The sequence below is a fragment of the Pseudoalteromonas sp. OOF1S-7 genome (assembly GCF_022347765.1).
In the GTDB taxonomy this organism is placed as follows: Bacteria; Pseudomonadota; Gammaproteobacteria; order Enterobacterales; family Alteromonadaceae; genus Pseudoalteromonas.
Genome location: NZ_JAKRFZ010000010.1, coordinates 25,950 through 44,326 on the forward strand (window position 1 = coordinate 25,950; position 18,377 = coordinate 44,326).

The window sequence follows — 18,377 nt, forward strand, 5'->3', positions numbered from 1 at the left end:
GATTTATTCCGACTTTTGCTCTCTGCCAAGCAGAGCCATAGCCGCTTCTTTGACGTCTTTTTGCTGATACAGCACCTGATAGATCTGCTCCGTGATCGGCATTTCAATGCCACTACGCTTGGCCAGTAAGTACACTTCTTTGGTATTGCGATATCCTTCAACCACCTGACCAATACTCTGCATGGCCGCTTCGACATTTTTGCCCTGGCCCAGTGCCAGGCCAAAGCGGCGGTTGCGTGACTGGTTGTCGGTACAGGTCAGGATAAGATCGCCCAGACCCGCCATGCCCATAAAGGTTTCAGAGCGTGCACCCAGTGATAATCCCAAGCGACACAACTCGGCAAGCCCTCGGGTGATCAATGCAGTTCTCGCATTCGCACCAAAACCGAAACCATCGGACATACCCGCGCCAATGGCAATCACATTTTTCACCGCACCACCGAGCTGAATACCAATAAAGTCATCGTTGCTGTAGACCCGGAACGAACGGCCACAATGCAATAGCTTGGCCAGCTCAGCTCGAAATGCTTCACAACGGGACGACACCGAAATCGCCGTTGGTAACCCGGCTGCCATTTCTTTAGCAAAGGTCGGGCCGGACAAAACCGCCAGCGGTACCTGCTCACCGAGTACGTCCAGCGCCACATCCTGCAGTAAACGCCCCGTATCAGGCTCCAGCCCTTTGGTGGCCCAGGCAACTTTTGCACCAGGTAATAAATGAGGCTTAATCGACTCCAGCGTCTGCGCAAATGCATGGCTGGGTACCACCACCAGCACCAACCGACTGGCCTGAACAGCCTTGGTCAGTGAAGCTTCCAGCTGCAACGAGGCAGGGAAATCAATATCCGGTAAATAACGGGCGTTTTGACGCGAGTTGTCCAGCTGCGCAATTGCAGCGCTGTCACGCCCCCAGAGAGTAACCTGATGACCGTTGCGGGCGAAACAAATAGCAAGGGCGGTGCCATACGACCCCGCCCCTAATACGGTCACAGCTGACTGTGCTGTATTCATCACTTATGCGTCAGCAGGTTGCTCTTGCGCGGCACGTTGCTGCATGTACTGAGCAAATAGCGCGTCAAAGTTAACGGGTGCCAGGTTCAGTTGCGGGAAGGTGCCACGATTAACCAGGCTAGCAACCGCTTCACGCGCATACGGGAACAGAATGTTCGGGCAGAATGCACCCAGCATATGTGCCATTTGCAGCTCTTCCAGTTCCCCAATTGAGAAAATACCAGCCTGCTGGATTTCACACAGGAATGCCGTTTCTTCGCCCAAAGACGCAGTCACAGTCAGTGCCAGAACAACTTCGTATACACCTTCGTCCAGCTTGGCAGAACGCGTGTCCATGTCCAGCTTCACTTCAGGCGTCCACTCTTTTTGGAAGATTGCCGGAGAGTTCGGCGTTTCGAACGACACGTCTTTAGTGTAGATACGCTGAATGTTAAATTGTGGACCTTGTTCTTCTGCAGCAGCTGCGTTGTTTTGCTCTGTCATTGTTCTTCCTAATTATTCGTCTTTATTTAAAGTGGGGCAGCACTGCGGGCCCGTACCCGAAGTGCCAAAAATTATTTCAGTAATGCGTCTAGCTTACCTTGTGATTCAAGCGCCATCATGTCGTCGCAACCACCAATGTGCTGCTCTTTGATGAAGATCTGTGGCACTGTGTAGCCACCATTTGCTTTATTGATCATCTCTTCACGCAGCTCGGGTTGAACGCCTATATCATACTCGGTATATGTGACACCTTTACTATCCAACAACGCCTTAGCGCGATGACAGTAAGGACAGTAATCCTTTGTATAAATAACAACTTGGCTCATATTTACTCCTATTTACCCGACGCGGTTGGCAGACCGGCTGTTTGCCAGGCGCCAAAGCCACCCGACAATACATACACTTGCTCAAAACCGGCTTTGTACATATTGCTGGCAATACCAGATGCGGTCATGCCGGTGTTACACACCAGTATAATGGGCTTGGTTTTGAACTTTTCAAGTCCTGCGAAATCATTTTGTTTGGCTTTTTCCACATTCATGTGCTCGCTGCCCGCAATGCGTGAATTGTTAAACTCTTTTTGCGCACGCATATCAAACACCTGACCATCCTGACGGTTCACCAGAATGGTAAGCTGCTGAGGATTGATCTGACGGATTTTGGAAAACATGCCTTTTAACCAGCTTGAAACCAACATAGCCGCCAAAACCAGCCAGATGATGCTGAGAATGGGGTTTCTACCTAAAAATTCGATGTATTGTTCCATATTGTCTTTACCAACCAGGAAAATGAAATTGCTCGCGAGTATACTTTCTTACGGGCGCTGGTACAAACATCTGTGCATAATGCGTAGCATAATGCACGGCATAGTCCCTGAGCTCAATGGCACAGTGCGGCTTCACTGATAACGAGCAGGGCGGTACAACTCAGCCCCCCTCCCTGGCTTCTATTAATTTTAAAGTGTTGAGGATAAATCACGCTTATAGGGCTGAATAATCGTATAAAACAAGGTATCCTATGGCCAGATTTCGTGCATGTTTCAGGAGCCCAAATGACTGCGAAGAAAAAACCTCTGGTATTAATAATCCTAGATGGCTGGGGATACCGTGAAGACGCTCAGAGCAATGCTATTCTGGCGGCCAACACCCCGGTACTGGATGAGCTTTGGCAAACACGCCCGCGTACGCTGATCTCTGGTTCAGGCATGGATGTGGGACTACCGGACGGTCAGATGGGTAACTCCGAAGTCGGCCATGTCAACCTCGGTGCTGGTCGTATTGTTTATCAAGACTTTACGCGTATTACCAAAGCCATTGATGATGGCGAGTTTGAGCACAATCCAACATTGGTCGACAACATCGACACAGCGGTCGCCGCCGGTAAAGCCGTTCACCTGATGGGACTGTTAAGCCCAGGCGGTGTGCACAGTCATGAAGATCATATTGTTGCAGCCATCAAGTTAGCAGCCAATCGTGGTGCCAAAGCCGTTTACTTCCATGCTTTTCTGGATGGCCGTGACACGCCGCCACGCAGTGCCCAGGCTTCGATTGAACGTATTGAAGCACTGTTCGCAGAACTGGGATGTGGCCGTCTGGCTTCGATCGTAGGTCGTTACTACGCCATGGACCGTGATAACCGCTGGGAACGCGTTGAAGCGGCCTACAACCTGATGGTATGTGGTCAGGCTCAGTATCGTTTTGCCGATGGGGTCAGTGGCCTGAACGCCGCTTATGAACGCAACGAAAACGATGAATTCGTCAATGCCACAGTCATTGCGCCAGAAGGCCAGGAGGCTGCCACTATCAATGATGGTGATACGCTGATCTTCCTCAACTTCCGTGCTGACCGCGCGCGCCAGATGACCCGCGCCTTTGTTGATGCCGACTTTGACGGTTTCAGCAAGCAAAAAGCTCCGGCACTAGGAGGTTTTGTGATGATGACGGAATACGCGGCCGACATTAATGCCCCCATCGCCTTTGCACCTCAAAAGCTCACTAATGTGCTGGGCGAATGGCTGGCGAAACACAAAAAAACTCAGCTACGTATTTCCGAAACCGAAAAATACGCCCATGTGACATTCTTCTTCAGCGGTGGACGTGAAGATCTGTTCGACGGCGAGAAACGCGAGCTGATCCCCTCGCCTCAGGTCGCTACCTACGATCTCCAACCTGAGATGAACTCAGCTTTACTGACCGATAAACTAGTTGAAGCCATCCACAGTGGTGAGCATGATGTGATCATCTGCAACTATCCGAATGGCGACATGGTTGGCCACTCAGGGGTATTTGAAGCCGCCGTGAAAGCCTGTGAAGCGGTAGATGCCTGTATTGGTCGTGTTGTGACTGCACTGGAAGAGGCCGGCGGTGAAGCCCTGATCACCGCAGATCACGGTAACGCAGAACAGATGGTAAACAGCAAAACAGGTCAGGCCCATACAGCGCACACCAGCGAGCCTGTACCATTCATTTACATTGGCCGCGATGCAGAACCACAAACGGGTAAAACCCTAAGCGATGTGGCCCCCACTATGCTGCACCTGCTGGGTATGCCACAACCCGAGGAAATGACTGGCTCACCTGTCATGCGGCTGAAGTAATTGATGCGCCGAACGCTTGCTGTACTCTCGGTCTGTTTGCTGCTGCCCTATTGTGGGCAGGCAAACGAAATCCGCACCAAAGCCGACCTGGCCGCGGTGCAGGCCGAGCTCAAAAAGAGTCAGGCCGCTTATCAGCAACAACAGGCCAGCTTCAGCGCCTTGCAAAGCACCCTGCAATCGTTTGAGCTGGAAATAGCCAAAAGTGCCAAAGCACTGGCACTGACCGCGCAAGGGATCAGCGAAAACAAACAACAGCAATACACGCTACAACGTGAAGCTGAGCAGCTAAACCTGCAAAAAAAGCGCCTCCAGCGCTTACTGGCCGCCCAACTCAAGAGTGCCTATGTGACGGGTAGTCATGATTATTCAAAAATGCTCTTAAATCAGCAGCATGCAGCAGCTTTGGAACGCACCATCAGCTACTACGATTACTTTAACCAGGCCCGTATCACTCAGCTCGAGGCGCTCAAGTCGGTATTTGCCAAGCTCGCTGAAAACCGGGCTCAACTCGAGCGTAAAAAGAAGCAACTACACGCCTTGCAGGGGCAACAGAAAGCCCGTCAGGACGAATTACTGCTGGCGCAAAACGCGCACAAGACTCACCTGGCAAAGCTTAACGATAAACTCAGTCAGGCAAAAGCCGCTATCGCCTATCTGGAAGAAAACGAGCAGACCTTAATTTCCACCCTGGAAACCTTAGCCACTGAGCAAGCCGCCAGTCCCGAGCACTATGTCGCACAACTACAGGGACTACAAAGACTCAAGGGCAAACTGGCCTGGCCCCTTGATGGTCGTTTGAAGCATCGCTTTGGTCAACGTAAACACGTCGGTATGAACTGGAAAGGCGTTGTGATCCGTGGCAGCAATGGCACACCGGTTAACAGTGTGGCACCAGGCCAGGTGGTCTACGCCGACTGGTTGAACGGTTTTGGCTGGGTCATCGTATTAGATCATGGAGAAGGCTTTATGAGCCTCTACGGTCATGCCCAGACCCTGCTCAAAGACGTAGGTGATCAGGTGATGCCGGGCGAGCCCATTGCCCTGGTGGGGCAAAGCGGCGGACAAACCGATCCTGGTCTATACTTCGAAATACGGCATAAGGGAAGCGCTGTTGATCCAGTAAAATGGTGCAGATCCAGTTAACTGACTAACCGATGCTGCCCCCCAGTGAGGAGCAGCATATGATGACTCCATGTGTTCAACCGACAAGATCCCCTCTGTGGCACTGGCTGTTTGCATTCGGCCTGATGCTCAGCTTGCTGTGCCTGCCGCTCAGCGCCAGGCAACTTTCCAGTGAGCAAATTGATGAGATCCTATATCACATACACACCTATTATGTAGAAGATCTGCCGCTCAGCCACGTCAAAAAAGACAACTTTGGCGAGTTACTCACTCAGCTTGATGATTATTCAAAGTATTTGGATGAACACGAGCTTGAAGCCCTGTTCAGCGCCGCCAATGGTCGTTATACAGGGCTTGGTATTGAAGTAGAAGAAGTCGACGACGGCGTTGTGATTGTGGATACTCTGCCCGGTTCACCTGCGGAAGCCGCCGGTATTGAAGGCGGTGACAAGCTGCTGGCCATCAATACTCATGATGTAAAAAAGAAATCCATTGCAGAAGTCTCTAAACTGCTGCGCGAAGCCCAGTTTTCAACGATTCAGCTCACCGTAAAACGCGCCAATGCGGAAGTTACCCTGGCCTTAAGACGTCAGGAGATCACCTTGCAGAGCGTCTCCAGCCAATTGTTATCTGGCGGCATCGGGTATGTGCTACTGAGTAGCTTTAATAACCACAGCTATCACGACATTGCTCGTCATATTAGTATGCTCAATAGCCATCTGGGTGAACCACTTAAGGGGCTGGTTATCGACTTAAGGGACAACCCTGGCGGTACCCTCAACAGCGCAGTGGCCATCTCAGATTTGTTTTTGCAAAGCGGCACCATCGTCAGTACCCGGGGTCGTTTTTACGATGCCAATCAACGCTTCTTTGCCGCTCAGGGCGACATACTCAATGGCGCGCCGATGCTGGTACTGATCAATGAACAATCCGCGTCAGCGGCCGAGATACTGGCTGGCGCACTACAAGACAACAGCCGCGCGCTGATCCTGGGTAACCGCTCGTATGGTAAGGGTTCAGTGCAATCGTTAATTCCCATCGGCAATGGCACCACCGCACTTAAGTTAACCACAGCGCGCTACTTTACGCCATCGGGCCAGTCCATTGAAGGAACCGGGATCCAGCCGGATGTCATTTTTAGTAAACAAGTACTTTTAGAACTGGACAAAGACGCTATAATGGCTGGTGAAAAAAAGGTCAGGCAGACCTTTGTTGCCAACCTAGATAAACATTGGCAAGAAGCGGTACAACTATTACAAAATCATAATTTACAATAATAATTCAGGATAGTGCGCTTACTTATAACAAGCTTTTTGGTGCTTTTTCTCTGCGCAGCACCAAGCTATGGCAATCAGGTTGCCATCGTCATCGATGACATTGGATATCACGAACGTGACTTAGAACTGCTGGATTTGCCCGGCCAGCTTAGTTATGCCGTTTTGCCACACACCCCGTTTTCCCAGCGCTTTGCTTATCAGGCCAGTCACAAACGCCGAGAATTGCTGCTACACATTCCCATGCAGGCCCTTGAAGACAAAGCACTGGGGCCAGGCGCCCTGACACTGGATATGCGTAAATGGCAGCTGCAAACCACCCTGGGACACGCGCTCGCCACCCTGCCTCAGGTCAAAGGCGTCAACAATCATATGGGCTCGGCATTGACCCAATACGTTGAGCCGATGAAATGGACCATGGAGCTGCTGAAAAAACGCGGGCTGTACTTTCTTGATAGTCGCACTACTGAGCTCAGTCAGGCCCAGCACGTAGCTAACTTGTATGGGGTTGCCAACGTCGCCCGTCATGTTTTTTTAGACAACCAGACGCACCCGGATGCACTGCGTAAGCAGTTTGATCAGCTCAAGACAATAGCCCACCAGCAAGGCTACGCCATTGGAATAGCCCACCCCTACCCGCAAACCCGGGCGTTTCTCACCACAGCACTCGATGAGTTGGCAACCGAGGGCATTGAACTGGTTCCCTTGTCGCAACTGGTTGAGCAAAAGTACATTCAACTGGCAGCCATCAAGCCTCCGCCACAAAGCTCAGAATAAAAACGACAAATTTGATCTGACACCACTCACGCGCCACCTGCGTCGGCTAGACTTAACAAAGATATTATGTTCGCTTAAGGAAGTGCTTATGTTAACCACAGTTGCCGATTTAATGACCCCGGATCCGCTGGCAGTCAGTAAAACCAACACCCTCAACGATGCGCATAACCTGATGCGCGAAAAGAACATTCGCCATATCCCCGTGATTGACGACGACGGCATGCTGGTGGGTATGCTGACACAGAAGATCATGATTGCGAAAGTCATGGGGATCATTGCCACCTATGGTACCAATGCACTGGAACGTAAAGAAAAGCAACAGCAGGTTGCCGAAGTCATGGCCACCGACTTTGCCAGTATACGACCACAGCAAAGCCTCCGGGAAGTGGTGCGCTTTTTTGTTGATAATCGCCATGGCTGCATGCCGGTCACAGACGACAATGGCAAGTTGCTGGGGATTCTGACCTCCTCAGACTTTGTCCGTCTGGCCGCGGCCTTACTGTCATAAAAAAAGCCCCATCACGGGGCTTTTTCATCGCTTTAACTGGCTATCAGGCTTTTGCTTGCAGCGTGCGTGCGACGGTACGCATCCCTAAGGTTGTTGCACCTGATGCCCACTGAGAGCCGGCATTGTTCTGGAACGAGGCCGCCAGATCGATGTGCACCCAGCCTTGCCCTTCGTTTGGCACAAAGCGAGACAGGAAGCCTGCCGCATTAGAGGCACCACCGAAGCCGCCGCCTTTTTGCGCCCGGCTGTTCGCGGTATCTGCATAGGCAGAAGGGCAGTTGTTCTGGTGCCATTTTTCCAGAGGCAACGGCCAGGCCGCCTCAAACTCTTCCTGAGCAAATTGCTGTACATCGGCGACCAGCTCTTTGTCCAGGCCAAATAAGGCATTGTATTCCTGGCCAACCGCCACCAGCGCAGCACCTGTCAGGGTAGCCGCATCAATGATCAAAGGCGCACCCGTTTCGCCAGCAGCCATCAGACCATCGGCCAGAACCAGACGTCCTTCAGCATCGGTATTGACGATTTCAACCGTCGTGCCGTTTTTGTAAGTCAGGATATCTCCCAGCTTGTATGCATGCCCAGAGATCAGGTTTTCAGCACAACACAGGAACAGCTTGATGCGCTTGTTGATACCACGCTGAATGGCAATGGCCAGACCCGCTGTAACCGTCGCTGCACCGCCCATGTCGCATTTCATGGTCAGCATGCCTTCGCTTGGCTTAATTGAGTAACCACCAGAATCAAAAGTGATCCCCTTGCCAACCAGCGCCGCCGCAACCGGTGCGTCCTCATCGCCCGTTGGATTAAAGTCCAGCTCCAGTAATACCGGTGGGCGCTCGCTGCCACGGCCAACTTCATGGATCCCGATCCACTGATGCTCAAGCAGCGCTTTACCCTTGATGATTTGGTAGCTTACATGCTCTGGTGCCAGAGACTGAATGAACTCTGCCGCTTTACCGGCCAGGCTTTCAGGGTAAATGTCTTCTGCCGTGCCATTGATCATCTCACGCGTCCAGACAGCTGCAGCTTTCAATGCCTGCAACTCAGCCAGGTCAGATTGGGCATTGTCACAGAAGGTGATCCCATCTAGTTGCTTCGGGCTTACAAAACCCTGATAAAATGCCCACTGAGATTCAGTGCACCAGGCATCACCCTGTAATTCAACCGCCTGGATCCCTTGCTGTGCCACGCTGCGGCCCGCTTTTTGGATCGTCTTCAGAGTTTCCTGCTCGCTCAGATGCACCAGTGCACCATCCTGATCGTAGGATAAAGTCGCATTGCCACCCCAGTGTGCCGCCGGGGCCTGATCCGTCAGTCGAACAATAAATTTGTCAGCCATATTTGATTTCACTCTTGCGCTTATTAGTAACCAGCAGTGTACACTAGCGAGCAAAATGCCCCAAACGAATGCGATTAATCTATGAAGTTTTCCGCCCCACTGGCTAAAGCCACTTTAATTAAACGTTACAAACGCTTTTTGGTTGATTTACGCAACGACACGCAGCAGGAATTCACAGTCCATTGCGCAAATACCGGTAAAATGACCGGTTGCGCTGATCCTGGTTTCAACGCGTATTACTCAACCAGCGACAACCCGAAACGTAAATACCCACACTCGCTGGAGCTGACAGAAAACCAAGATGGTGCGCTGATCTGTGTCAATACCGCACTGGCCAATAAGGTCGCCATTGAAGCGATTGCGCACGATAGGATCCCTCAGCTTGGCGGCTACCGAACCCAACGCAGCGAGGTAAAATATGGCACGGAGAATAGTCGCATCGATATCCTGCTTCAGGATGAAGGCAAACCTGATTGCTACATAGAAGTGAAATCCGTTACGTTGCTTGACCAAGGACAGGGCTATTTTCCGGATGCCCAGACGCTGCGAGGTCAAAAACACCTGCGCGAGCTGATGCAGATCCGACAACAGGGTATGCGCGCCGTGCTGCTGTTTGTCGTCATGCACAATGGCATCACCAGTGTCAAGCCGGCAGCGCACATTGATAGCCAATATGCCACGCTGATTGAGGAAGCACAGACGCAGGGCGTCGAGATTTATGCCTGCCGGGCTCAGGTATCAACGCAAGACATCACACTGACCGAAGCACTGCCCTTCGCAATACGTTAGGCAGGTACCGTGCCCAATAGTGATCTGGCGGCATAAATTGTGCAGTATAATGAGTATTAAGCTTGAAAGTGAAAAATTTGCCTCCATATAGCTGCAAATGTCAGTGTGACCCCCGTCAGTCGCGCTTTTGTGATTCCGATCATGCCTTCAAACCGGGAGTGGTCTAATAAGCAAAAAGTGTTTGCCAAGGGGTAAAGATTTTGCTATCTATAGCCGCCGGCGTTAGCTGGGGTTGTTTATTAAGGATTTAGGAGAATGCTATGCCAGACCAGAAAAAACTAGGGTTGTTGGCTCAAGCCGGTTTAGAACCTTATCAGGAAAAGCCGGGTGAAGAATATATGAATGACGCACAACGTGCGCATTTCAAAAAATTACTGGAAGCGTGGCGTAGCGATCTTCGTAACGAAGTTGACCGCACCAAAACGCACATGCAAGATGAAGCGGCAAACTTCCCTGATCCAGTCGATCGTGCGGCACAGGAAGAAGAGTTCTCGCTGGAGTTGCGTACACGTGACCGTGAACGTAAGCTAATCAAGAAAATTGAAAAAACACTGCAGTTGATCGAAGACGACGACTTCGGTTACTGTGATTCATGTGGCATTGAAATTGGCATTCGTCGCCTTGAAGCCCGCCCGACAGCGGACCTGTGCGTAGACTGTAAATCAATTGCAGAAATAAAAGAAAAACAACAGGGCCGAGGCTAACGCACGTTTGTCTTAGCTATGCTACCCCAGTTTAATAGCGATTATCTGTCCGGGAGCTATCGAGGTCGATTTGCTCCCTCTCCCTCTGGTGCATTGCACTTCGGCTCTTTGATAGCCGCCCTTGCAAGTTTCCTGGATGCCAAAATCAATCAGGGCCAATGGTTGGTCCGAATGGAAGACATCGACACGCCTCGCGTGGTTGCCGGTGCTGCCGACGACATTCTCCGAACCCTGGAAGCCTATGGCCTGCACTGGGATGGCGAAGTGGTTTATCAAAGTCAGCGTCACGACTTATATCAGGATGTGCTGACACAACTCAGTGCAGCAGATCTCACCTACCCATGCAGCTGTACCCGCAAAGCGCTTAAGCAACGTGGCGGAACCTATGATAATCATTGCCGGGAACGCCAGTTGACACCCGAAGGCAATGCGCTGAGACTTATTCAGACTCAGCCGGTTTATGCGTTTACCGATATACTCCAAGGTGAAGTCCACCTGAGCCGCGCGCTGGCCGAGGAAGATTATATAGTAAAGCGCCGCGATGGCCTGTTTGCCTATCAGTTAGTGGTGGTCCTCGATGACATTGACCAGCAGATCACCCGCATTGTACGCGGTGCCGATCTTTTAGAACCCACCGCGCGCCAGATAGGCCTGTTCAGGCAGCTCAGCGGCGCAGCACCAGACTATGCCCATGTTTCGCTTGCTGTAGCCAAGCCTGGCTTTAAATTGTCAAAGCAAAATCATGCGCCTGCAATCGACAACGAACGGCCACAGCCTGCGTTGTGTGCCGCATTGGGGTTTCTGGGTCTCGCTGTTCCAGCCGACGTGCAGCGCGACTCTGTCGCGCACATTCTGCGCTGGGCCGAGCAGCATTTTTCATTACAGGCTTTACCGCGTCACCGCGAGATCCAGGTCTCACTGCACCAAGACGGCCACTATGATTTTACCGGGTTAACGGTCTGAGGCCACCAGCCTGATTTCAGCTAAACCCGAAGGCACACTGCCATGTTGGATTTTTAAGCATGAATCCGCCCCCGCTCCTTCAATTTGACCCCATTTGAGTATATGATAGCGGGCCTCGTTAATTCGCCTACACTATACAAACTAAAATAAGTTCTATGGCCGTATGGCGAGTGTGCATGCATGATTGCAGGCATTTTTACACGCATTATTGATTGTTCAGGGTCGTTAGGAGAGTGGTTATTATTTCCAAAATTATTAAGCTTTGCCGTCAGATAGTTAAAGGCAAAGATCCGGTAGGAACCGTGACATGCAGCACTACACCTGTGTTAATTCCACGCAGTGAGCATGCTATCTCGCGCAAACAATTTAGCCCCAATGCAATCAAAGTATTATACCGACTGAAAGACGGAGGCTATGATGCCTACCTGGTCGGTGGTTGTATTCGTGATATTTTGTTAGGGATTGAGCCCAAAGATTTCGATGTGGTGACCAACGCAACGCCTGAACAAGTTAAAAAGCTGTTTCGTAACTGCCGATTAATCGGCCGCCGCTTTCGCCTTGCGCACATTGTTTTCGGCCGTGAGATCATCGAAGTAGCGACCATGCGCGGGCACCACCAGGCTCAGGACAACCCGGATCCGACCAGTCAGTCAAGCGATCAGGGTCAGCTGCTGCGCGATAACGTCTATGGCACCATTGAAGAAGATGCACAACGTCGCGACTTTTCAATTAATGCACTTTACTACTCAATTAACGACTTCAGCATCCGGGACTTTGCCGGTGGTATTGCAGCCATTGAGCATCGTAAAATCGAACTGATCGGCGACCCTGAAACCCGATACCGCGAAGACCCAGTCCGTATGCTGCGCGCTGTACGCTTTGCCACTAAGCTGGATATGAGCATTGCCGGTCCGACCGAAGCACCGATCGCTGAGCTGGCGCCTTTACTGGGCAACATTCCTGCGGCGCGCCTGTTTGAAGAAACCCTGAAACTCTTTTTGGGTGGTAAGGCCGAAGCCAACTTCCTGATGCTGAGAAAATATGGCTTGTTTAAACAGCTGTTTCCGGCCTTAGACGCCATTTTGGATAACCCGCAGAGTGAGTTTGAAACGACCTTTATCCGCAAAATGTTTGCCAATACGGATGAGCGTATCAATGCCGATAAAAAGGTCACACCGGCCTTTATTTATGCCGCCTTATTATGGTTCCCGTTGCGCGACCGTTGCAATACGCTCGCAGCTGAAGGCATGAATGAATATGATGCCTTTATGCAGGCAATCAGTCAGGTGCTGGCGGACAATGCCCGTCATATCGCCGTGCCAAAACGCTTTACACTGGGCGCGCGCGATATCTGGCATATTCAGCAGCGACTCGACAAACGCGGCGGCCAACGTGCTTACCGCCTCAGCCTGCAACCCAGATTCAAAGCGGGCTACGACTTCCTGCTGCTACGGGTGGAAAGCGGCGAAACCGAACAGCAAGAATTGGCAAACTGGTGGACCGACTATTTACAACAAGATGTGTCTGGGCAAAAAGAGATGGTGAAAGCCCTGGGTCAGCGCTCAGGAAACTCGGAAAGACGTCGACGCCGTCCCAGAAACAAACCGCGCAGAAAACCTAATCCTGAATCATGAACACCGTTTATATTGGACTGGGGGCGAATCTCAACGCCCCTGAGGCACAGCTACGTAATGCGCTTGATGCCCTGAGCACATCACCTGTGTGCTCGCTGGCACAGGTGTCCAGCTTTTACGCCTCAAAACCTATGGGTCCGCAGGACCAACCCGACTACGTGAATGCCGTTGCCAAACTCATCACGGCACTACCTGCCATTGAGGTACTCGATTTGCTCCAGCAGATTGAACACCAGCATGGCCGGGTTCGCAAAGCCGAACGTTGGGGTCCACGCACCTTAGACTTAGATATTCTGCTGTACAACGATACACAGATAGCAACGCAACGATTAACCGTGCCACATTATGGTTTGTGTGAACGTGAATTTGTGGTCTTTCCACTTTTAGAGATTGCACCCGAGCTTACTTTACCGACCGGCCAGGTATTGGCAGACATCGCTGCATCACTGCCGCGCAACGGGCTGACTGCCATTAGCCATTACCATGATGCGGCATCGCTTGTATAGCAAGCCCTGAGCGACACGGAGCGCTCAGCATCGAATTGATCATAAAGGGGGAAATATGGCTAAAGTAACTGTTTCAACATTGGCCAAGAAAAAACGTGAAGGAACAAAAATCACCGCACTAACCGCATACGATGCCAGCTTTGCCAAACTGTTTTACGACAATGGTGTTGACATCGTTCTGGTGGGTGACTCTCTGGGGATGGTGCTGCAGGGCGGTGAAGATACACTGGCTGTTACCACCACAGATATTGCTTATCACACACGCTGTGTTCGTGCCGGCAGCAAAGAGCTGTTTGTGGTAGCCGATATGCCCTTCATGAGTTACGCCAACCCGGCACAAGCGTGTGAAAATGCAGCCACTTTGATGCGCGCTGGCGCAAATATGGTCAAGCTGGAAGGTGGTGAGTGGCTACTTGATTCTATTCGTCTGCTAACGCAACAAGGTATTCCGGTGTGCGGCCATTTAGGCCTGACTCCCCAGTCAGTCAATGTCTTTGGCGGATTTAAAATTCAGGGCCGTGAAGACGCCCAGGCAGAAAAAATGGTTGCAGATGCCATAGCTCTGGAACAAGCGGGTGCTCAGTTATTAGTTGTAGAGTGTATACCCTCTGCTCTGGCAAAACGGATCAGCGATGCGCTGAGTATTCCTGTCATTGGTATCGGCGCAGGCAAAGACACCGATGGACAGATCCTGGTTATGCACGATCTGGTCGGTATTTCAGCGGGCTATATTCCTAAGTTTTCGAAAAACTTCCTCGCGGAGACGGGCAACATGCCAGCAGCGGTCGAAAAATTCTGCACCGATGTGAAAAGCGGTGCCTTTCCCTCTCAGGAACATGAGTTTAACTAATGCAATCAATTACAGAAATAAAATCTCTGCGCAGTCAAATTAAAGCCTGGCGACAACAGGGGCAGAGCATTGCCTTTGTGCCAACCATGGGCAATTTGCACCAGGGGCATTTTTCACTGGTTGAAAAGGCCAAAACCCTGGCAGACAAAGTCGTAGTCAGTATTTTCGTCAACCCGATGCAATTCGGCGCCAACGAAGATCTGGACAACTACCCGCGTACGCTGACGCAAGATAAGCAGGGACTGGCCGAACTGGAAACTGACATCGTCTTCACTCCCAGCATCGAGGTTATCTATCCAAATGGCCTGGCTACACAGAGCTATGTCGATGTGCCGGGTGTCTCCGAAGGCTATTGTGGTGGCAGCCGCAGCGGTCATTTCAGAGGTGTTGCCACGGTCGTCACTAAGCTATTTAACCTGGTACAGCCTGACTTTGCCTGCTTTGGTGAGAAAGATTATCAGCAGCTTCAGGTTATCAAGACCATGGTGCGGGATTTGTCCATGCCGATTGAAATCATTGGTGTCCCTACGCAGCGAGAAATTTCAGGGCTGGCAATGAGCTCGCGTAACGGCTACCTGTCAGAGCAACAAAAAGACACGGCGAAAGTACTCTACCAGGTATTGAGTGACACGGCCCGGCAGCTCCGGGAAGGCGCACGCGATTTTTCAGCACTGGAGCAAACAGCAAAATCGCTATTAGAAGCTGCTGGCCTCAAGCCTGATTACTTCTCTATTGCACAAAGACAGAGCCTAAAACCTGCTACACTGGAAGACAGCGAATTTGTGATCCTGGCTGCCGCTTACCTGGAAAACGTGAGACTAATCGACAATATCCAGATCATCGCTGACGCATAACAATGTAAAGGATCCCGGCGCTTGGCAAAAATACGTGATGGGATCCTCACTTTACTTACTCTCTTGCAGGGACTGTCTTATGAAACCACAGATATCGATTATCGCCTTGCTACTGGCAGCAGGCTGCAGCAATACCAACTCTCCGGAGCTGAATCAGTGCGCACAGCAAAACTATCAGTGTGAGCAAAGCTGTGAGCAACGGGCTAACCCGCAATCACTGGCCATGCAAGTGTGCAGTGATCAGTGCATCGAATCCTTTAACCAGTGCAAAGCGCAGGCTGAACAGCTCACGCAGCAGTCTCGCAACAGTTCCTTGTATTGATACCAATTTTACTTAATACTTGGTCAATTTGAAGGAGCAAATATGACGCTAACTGTGTTAAAAATTTTTCATTTATAACAATAAATAGCAAAATTTTTGCCTGGTTATCGACCATATTTTCTCGCCTCAAAATAGAACACTTAATTAAGCAAATTGGTATAACGTACTTGTTTTAAAATACGTGTATTAAAAAACAGACATAAAAAAACCGCTCTTTGAGCGGTTTTTTCTTTCCATGCAATGCTTATAGCAGGCCTAACTTTTTAAGCTCTTTGCTTGCAAGCTGGCTTGAAAGTGGTACATAACCATCTTTCTCTACAATCTTTTGACCTTCTTTTGACAGCACCATTTTCAGGAATTCCGCTTCGATAGGAGACAACGGCTTGTTCGGGTGCTTGTTCACGTAAAGGTAGAGGAAACGAGACAGCGGGTATTTGCCCTTTGCAACATTATCCAGTGTTGCATCAACAAAGTTATCGCCTTTCTTCGACAGTGGTACAGTACGCACACCTGATGTCTTATAACCAATACCTGAATAACCAATCGCATTCACTGAAGAAGAGATTGACTGAACCACAGACGCAGAGCCAGGCTGCTCATTTACATTGTTACGGAAGTCGCCTTTACACAGGGCTTTTTTCTTAAAGTAACCGTAAGTACCTGATACTGAGTTACGTCCATACAACTGGATGTCCTTGCTGCCCCAGTCACCAGACAGACCTAAGTCGCTCCAGCGCTCGACTTGCTCAGACGCGCCACATTTACGTGTTGATGAGAAAATTGCATCCACCTGGTCAATACGCAGACCCTGGATTGGGTTATCTTTGTGTACAAAGACTGCCAGGGCATCGATAGCAACACGTACTTCAGTCGGCTTGTAACCATAACGCTTTTCAAACGCTTCGATTTCCTTCGACTTCATCTTACGGCTCATCGGGCCGAAGTTCGCTGTCGCTTCTGTCAGAGCCGGTGGCGCTGTTGAAGAACCCGCTGCCTGGATTTGAATGTTTACGTTAGGGTAAATACGTTTGTATTCTTCTGCCCAGAACGTCATCATGTTAGCCAGTGTGTCAGAGCCCACAGATGAAAAGTTACCAGAGATACCGCTGGTTTTGTTGTACTCAGGTAGATTCTTATCAAGTGCAGAAGCTTGAGCAGATACCAGTGTTGTTACAGCCACACCCATTGCGGCAACTAAGCTTTTAAATTTCATTGGGGTCACTCCAATTGTTCTTCCCATTTAATTTCTGAGCACATTGTGCAGAAAACAAATGACAATAAAATTACTCTCAAATGACACTTTTATGACTTTCATTGCTTGTCATAAAAATGCGTTTTTCTTTTTCGAAGGCAAATGAAAAACATGATCCCTTGCCCAGTGTACTGTCAATTTCCAGATGAGAATCATGGCGTGACAGAACATGTTTAGTGATGGCCAAACCCAAACCGGAGCCACCGGTTTTACGGCTACGCGCTTTGTCTACGCGGTAGAATCGCTCGGTGAGCCGGTTGATGTGCTCCGGGGCAATCCCGTCACCGTTATCAATCACAGTAAAGCGTGGTCGTTCACCCTCTAAAAACCAGTTCACGGTAATTTTTCCGCCAGGTTTGGTGTAATGAATGGCATTGAACACCAGGTTAGAAAAGGCACTACGCAATTCATCCACACACCCTTTAATGTCCAGGGCCTGATCGATGTTAAAAGCTATTGTATGATGCTTCTCCTGATTCAATGAATTGGCTTCGGTCTGGATTAGCTTCAGCATCGCAGGCACATTCACCGCTTTGTCATTGTCCTGATTGCGCTGGCCTTCAATACGCGACAAAGAAAGGAGCTGATTAACCAGACTGTCCATTCGCTTGCATTGCTCTATCATGGTGTGATGGGCTTTGTTCCACATCGCCGGAGGTGGCATCTGATCGCCTTCCATCATTTCCAGGTACCCGGTGACGACGGTAAGCGGGGTGCGCAGTTCATGAGACACATTGGCAACAAAATCTTTGCGCATCTGTTCGAGTTGCTTCAGTCTTGAGATATCACGCACCACCATCATTAACTGCTCGGCATAAGGCATGACCCGGAACTCCAGCACTCGCTCTCCACCATGCCCAGACTCCATCTCCAGGGGATCATGAAAATCGTGGGCCTGCATATATTTAACGAACTTAGGATCACGGATCAGGTTATCAAGTCGCTGGCCATGATCGGTTGGCCATTGCAAACCCAATACCTTTAATGCAAGCTGGTTACACCAGACTATGCTGAGATCCTGCTGCATGACAATGACAGCATCGGGCACCGCTTCGGCCCCTTCGCGGAAACGTCGGATCAACTCTGCCAGCTCATTACGCTTTTTGCGGTTGCGATGTTGTAGCTGGTAGATCCCTTCAAAGATCTGCTCCCAGGCACCCGATCCTTCCGGCGGGTTAAAACTGCGCTGATTGATCAACCAATCACTCAGTCGGTACAACTGTTGATAATGCCAGATCAGCAATACCATGGCACCGATAAAGAGCAAGACAAACGGTGCGCCTAACAAGATCCCAATCAGAGTTAACGGCAGAAAATACAAAAACAGGCGTTTTAATAACGCCTGTTTATCAATCACCCTATACATACAAAATGATCCTAAAGAGAATGCGCC

General features: G+C 50.4%; 20 protein-coding genes. 13 read left to right on the forward strand and 7 right to left on the reverse strand.

What is annotated here, in order from left to right:
* Nucleotides 1-3: 3 nt before the first annotated feature.
* From gpsA to MHN33_RS14795, 4 genes are all read right to left on the reverse strand, one after another.
* Entirely contained in the window at nucleotides 4-1,011 is a 1,008-nt protein-coding gene (gene gpsA / locus MHN33_RS14780; protein ID WP_239398856.1) for an NAD(P)H-dependent glycerol-3-phosphate dehydrogenase, read from the reverse strand.
* 3 nt (nucleotides 1,012-1,014) lie between these two features.
* Nucleotides 1,015-1,494, reverse strand: coding sequence for a protein-export chaperone SecB (gene secB, locus MHN33_RS14785; protein ID WP_138551382.1), 480 nt, complete (start codon nucleotides 1,492-1,494; stop codon nucleotides 1,015-1,017).
* Between the two features lie 71 nt (nucleotides 1,495-1,565).
* Nucleotides 1,566-1,820: a glutaredoxin 3 gene (gene grxC / locus MHN33_RS14790; protein ID WP_239398858.1), complete on the reverse strand. Its 255-nt coding sequence runs from the start codon at nucleotides 1,818-1,820 to the stop codon at nucleotides 1,566-1,568.
* An 8-nt stretch (nucleotides 1,821-1,828) separates the two neighbouring features.
* The gene (locus MHN33_RS14795; RefSeq protein ID WP_138545406.1) at nucleotides 1,829-2,260 is read right to left on the reverse strand and encodes a rhodanese-like domain-containing protein; all 432 of its coding nucleotides are present in this window, start codon (nucleotides 2,258-2,260) and stop codon (nucleotides 1,829-1,831) included.
* A gap of 285 nt (nucleotides 2,261-2,545) precedes the next feature.
* Here MHN33_RS14795 and gpmM point away from each other — a divergent pair, with 285 nt between their 5' ends.
* The 5 genes from gpmM (at nucleotide 2,546) to MHN33_RS14820 (ending at nucleotide 7,771) form a co-directional block, all read left to right on the forward strand.
* Nucleotides 2,546-4,090, forward strand: a complete 1,545-nt coding sequence (gpmM, locus tag MHN33_RS14800) for a 2,3-bisphosphoglycerate-independent phosphoglycerate mutase (protein WP_239398859.1) — start codon at nucleotides 2,546-2,548, stop codon at nucleotides 4,088-4,090.
* A 3-nt stretch (nucleotides 4,091-4,093) separates the two neighbouring features.
* On the forward strand, nucleotides 4,094-5,233 hold the full coding sequence (locus MHN33_RS14805) for a peptidoglycan DD-metalloendopeptidase family protein (protein ID WP_239398860.1): 1,140 nt from the start codon (nucleotides 4,094-4,096) through the stop codon (nucleotides 5,231-5,233).
* Between the two features lie 38 nt (nucleotides 5,234-5,271).
* Nucleotides 5,272-6,489, forward strand: coding sequence for a S41 family peptidase (locus MHN33_RS14810; protein WP_239398861.1), 1,218 nt, complete (start codon nucleotides 5,272-5,274; stop codon nucleotides 6,487-6,489).
* A gap of 24 nt (nucleotides 6,490-6,513) precedes the next feature.
* Nucleotides 6,514-7,263 carry a divergent polysaccharide deacetylase family protein gene (locus tag MHN33_RS14815; protein ID WP_239399129.1) on the forward strand — a complete coding sequence of 250 codons (750 nt, stop codon included), beginning with the start codon at nucleotides 6,514-6,516 and terminating at the stop codon, nucleotides 7,261-7,263.
* 88 nt (nucleotides 7,264-7,351) lie between these two features.
* A complete protein-coding gene (locus tag MHN33_RS14820; protein ID WP_239398862.1) occupies nucleotides 7,352-7,771 on the forward strand; it encodes a CBS domain-containing protein in 420 nt (139 codons plus the stop codon).
* 43 nt (nucleotides 7,772-7,814) lie between these two features.
* On the opposite strand, the gene pepB is transcribed toward MHN33_RS14820, so the two are convergent.
* On the reverse strand, nucleotides 7,815-9,110 hold the full coding sequence (pepB, locus tag MHN33_RS14825) for an aminopeptidase PepB (RefSeq protein WP_239398863.1): 1,296 nt from the start codon (nucleotides 9,108-9,110) through the stop codon (nucleotides 7,815-7,817).
* An 81-nt stretch (nucleotides 9,111-9,191) separates the two neighbouring features.
* Here pepB and sfsA point away from each other — a divergent pair, with 81 nt between their 5' ends.
* The 8 genes from sfsA (at nucleotide 9,192) to MHN33_RS14865 (ending at nucleotide 15,732) form a co-directional block, all read left to right on the forward strand.
* Nucleotides 9,192-9,899, forward strand: a complete 708-nt coding sequence (gene sfsA / locus MHN33_RS14830) for a DNA/RNA nuclease SfsA (RefSeq protein ID WP_239398864.1) — start codon at nucleotides 9,192-9,194, stop codon at nucleotides 9,897-9,899.
* Nucleotides 9,900-10,159: 260 nt separating this feature from the next.
* Nucleotides 10,160-10,603 carry an RNA polymerase-binding protein DksA gene (dksA, locus tag MHN33_RS14835; RefSeq protein WP_046006190.1) on the forward strand — a complete coding sequence of 148 codons (444 nt, stop codon included), beginning with the start codon at nucleotides 10,160-10,162 and terminating at the stop codon, nucleotides 10,601-10,603.
* An 18-nt stretch (nucleotides 10,604-10,621) separates the two neighbouring features.
* Nucleotides 10,622-11,566 carry a tRNA glutamyl-Q(34) synthetase GluQRS gene (gene gluQRS, locus MHN33_RS14840; RefSeq protein WP_239398865.1) on the forward strand — a complete coding sequence of 315 codons (945 nt, stop codon included), beginning with the start codon at nucleotides 10,622-10,624 and terminating at the stop codon, nucleotides 11,564-11,566.
* A gap of 272 nt (nucleotides 11,567-11,838) precedes the next feature.
* Nucleotides 11,839-13,200 carry a polynucleotide adenylyltransferase PcnB gene (gene pcnB / locus MHN33_RS14845; RefSeq protein ID WP_239399131.1) on the forward strand — a complete coding sequence of 454 codons (1,362 nt, stop codon included), beginning with the start codon at nucleotides 11,839-11,841 and terminating at the stop codon, nucleotides 13,198-13,200.
* Nucleotides 13,197-13,706, forward strand: a complete 510-nt coding sequence (gene folK, locus MHN33_RS14850) for a 2-amino-4-hydroxy-6-hydroxymethyldihydropteridine diphosphokinase (RefSeq protein WP_239398866.1) — start codon at nucleotides 13,197-13,199, stop codon at nucleotides 13,704-13,706. The genes pcnB and folK overlap by 4 nt, the downstream gene beginning before the upstream one ends.
* Before the next feature lie 55 nt (nucleotides 13,707-13,761).
* Nucleotides 13,762-14,556: a 3-methyl-2-oxobutanoate hydroxymethyltransferase gene (gene panB, locus MHN33_RS14855; RefSeq protein WP_239398867.1), complete on the forward strand. Its 795-nt coding sequence runs from the start codon at nucleotides 13,762-13,764 to the stop codon at nucleotides 14,554-14,556.
* Nucleotides 14,556-15,410: a pantoate--beta-alanine ligase gene (gene panC / locus MHN33_RS14860; protein WP_239398868.1), complete on the forward strand. Its 855-nt coding sequence runs from the start codon at nucleotides 14,556-14,558 to the stop codon at nucleotides 15,408-15,410. The genes panB and panC overlap by 1 nt, the downstream gene beginning before the upstream one ends.
* 79 nt (nucleotides 15,411-15,489) lie before the next feature.
* Entirely contained in the window at nucleotides 15,490-15,732 is a 243-nt protein-coding gene (locus MHN33_RS14865; protein ID WP_046006195.1) for a hypothetical protein, read from the forward strand.
* A 244-nt stretch (nucleotides 15,733-15,976) separates the two neighbouring features.
* Here the strand turns inward: MHN33_RS14865 and MHN33_RS14870 are convergent, their stop codons facing one another.
* Nucleotides 15,977-16,945 carry a phosphate ABC transporter substrate-binding protein PstS family protein gene (locus MHN33_RS14870; protein ID WP_010383461.1) on the reverse strand — a complete coding sequence of 323 codons (969 nt, stop codon included), beginning with the start codon at nucleotides 16,943-16,945 and terminating at the stop codon, nucleotides 15,977-15,979.
* 76 nt (nucleotides 16,946-17,021) lie between these two features.
* Nucleotides 17,022-18,350, reverse strand: coding sequence for a phosphate regulon sensor histidine kinase PhoR (phoR, locus tag MHN33_RS14875; RefSeq protein WP_239398871.1), 1,329 nt, complete (start codon nucleotides 18,348-18,350; stop codon nucleotides 17,022-17,024).
* Between the last annotated feature and the right edge of the window lie 27 nt (nucleotides 18,351-18,377).

Bases quoted from the DNA above. Each gene is read 5' to 3' on its own strand.
- gpsA (WP_239398856.1), bottom strand. From the start codon at position 1,011: ATGAATACAGCACAGTCAGCTGTGACCGTATTAGGGGCGGGGTCGTAT.
- secB (WP_138551382.1), bottom strand. From the start codon at position 1,494: ATGACAGAGCAAAACAACGCAGCTGCTGCAGAAGAACAAGGTCCACAA.
- grxC (WP_239398858.1), bottom strand. From the start codon at position 1,820: ATGAGCCAAGTTGTTATTTATACAAAGGATTACTGTCCTTACTGTCAT.
- MHN33_RS14795 (WP_138545406.1), bottom strand. From the start codon at position 2,260: ATGGAACAATACATCGAATTTTTAGGTAGAAACCCCATTCTCAGCATC.
- gpmM (WP_239398859.1), top strand. From the start codon at position 2,546: ATGACTGCGAAGAAAAAACCTCTGGTATTAATAATCCTAGATGGCTGG.
- MHN33_RS14805 (WP_239398860.1), top strand. From the start codon at position 4,094: ATGCGCCGAACGCTTGCTGTACTCTCGGTCTGTTTGCTGCTGCCCTAT.
- MHN33_RS14810 (WP_239398861.1), top strand. From the start codon at position 5,272: ATGATGACTCCATGTGTTCAACCGACAAGATCCCCTCTGTGGCACTGG.
- MHN33_RS14820 (WP_239398862.1), top strand. From the start codon at position 7,352: ATGTTAACCACAGTTGCCGATTTAATGACCCCGGATCCGCTGGCAGTC.
- pepB (WP_239398863.1), bottom strand. From the start codon at position 9,110: ATGGCTGACAAATTTATTGTTCGACTGACGGATCAGGCCCCGGCGGCA.
- sfsA (WP_239398864.1), top strand. From the start codon at position 9,192: ATGAAGTTTTCCGCCCCACTGGCTAAAGCCACTTTAATTAAACGTTAC.
- dksA (WP_046006190.1), top strand. From the start codon at position 10,160: ATGCCAGACCAGAAAAAACTAGGGTTGTTGGCTCAAGCCGGTTTAGAA.
- gluQRS (WP_239398865.1), top strand. From the start codon at position 10,622: ATGCTACCCCAGTTTAATAGCGATTATCTGTCCGGGAGCTATCGAGGT.
- folK (WP_239398866.1), top strand. From the start codon at position 13,197: ATGAACACCGTTTATATTGGACTGGGGGCGAATCTCAACGCCCCTGAG.
- panB (WP_239398867.1), top strand. From the start codon at position 13,762: ATGGCTAAAGTAACTGTTTCAACATTGGCCAAGAAAAAACGTGAAGGA.
- panC (WP_239398868.1), top strand. From the start codon at position 14,556: ATGCAATCAATTACAGAAATAAAATCTCTGCGCAGTCAAATTAAAGCC.
- MHN33_RS14865 (WP_046006195.1), top strand. From the start codon at position 15,490: ATGAAACCACAGATATCGATTATCGCCTTGCTACTGGCAGCAGGCTGC.
- MHN33_RS14870 (WP_010383461.1), bottom strand. From the start codon at position 16,945: ATGAAATTTAAAAGCTTAGTTGCCGCAATGGGTGTGGCTGTAACAACA.
- phoR (WP_239398871.1), bottom strand. From the start codon at position 18,350: ATGTATAGGGTGATTGATAAACAGGCGTTATTAAAACGCCTGTTTTTG.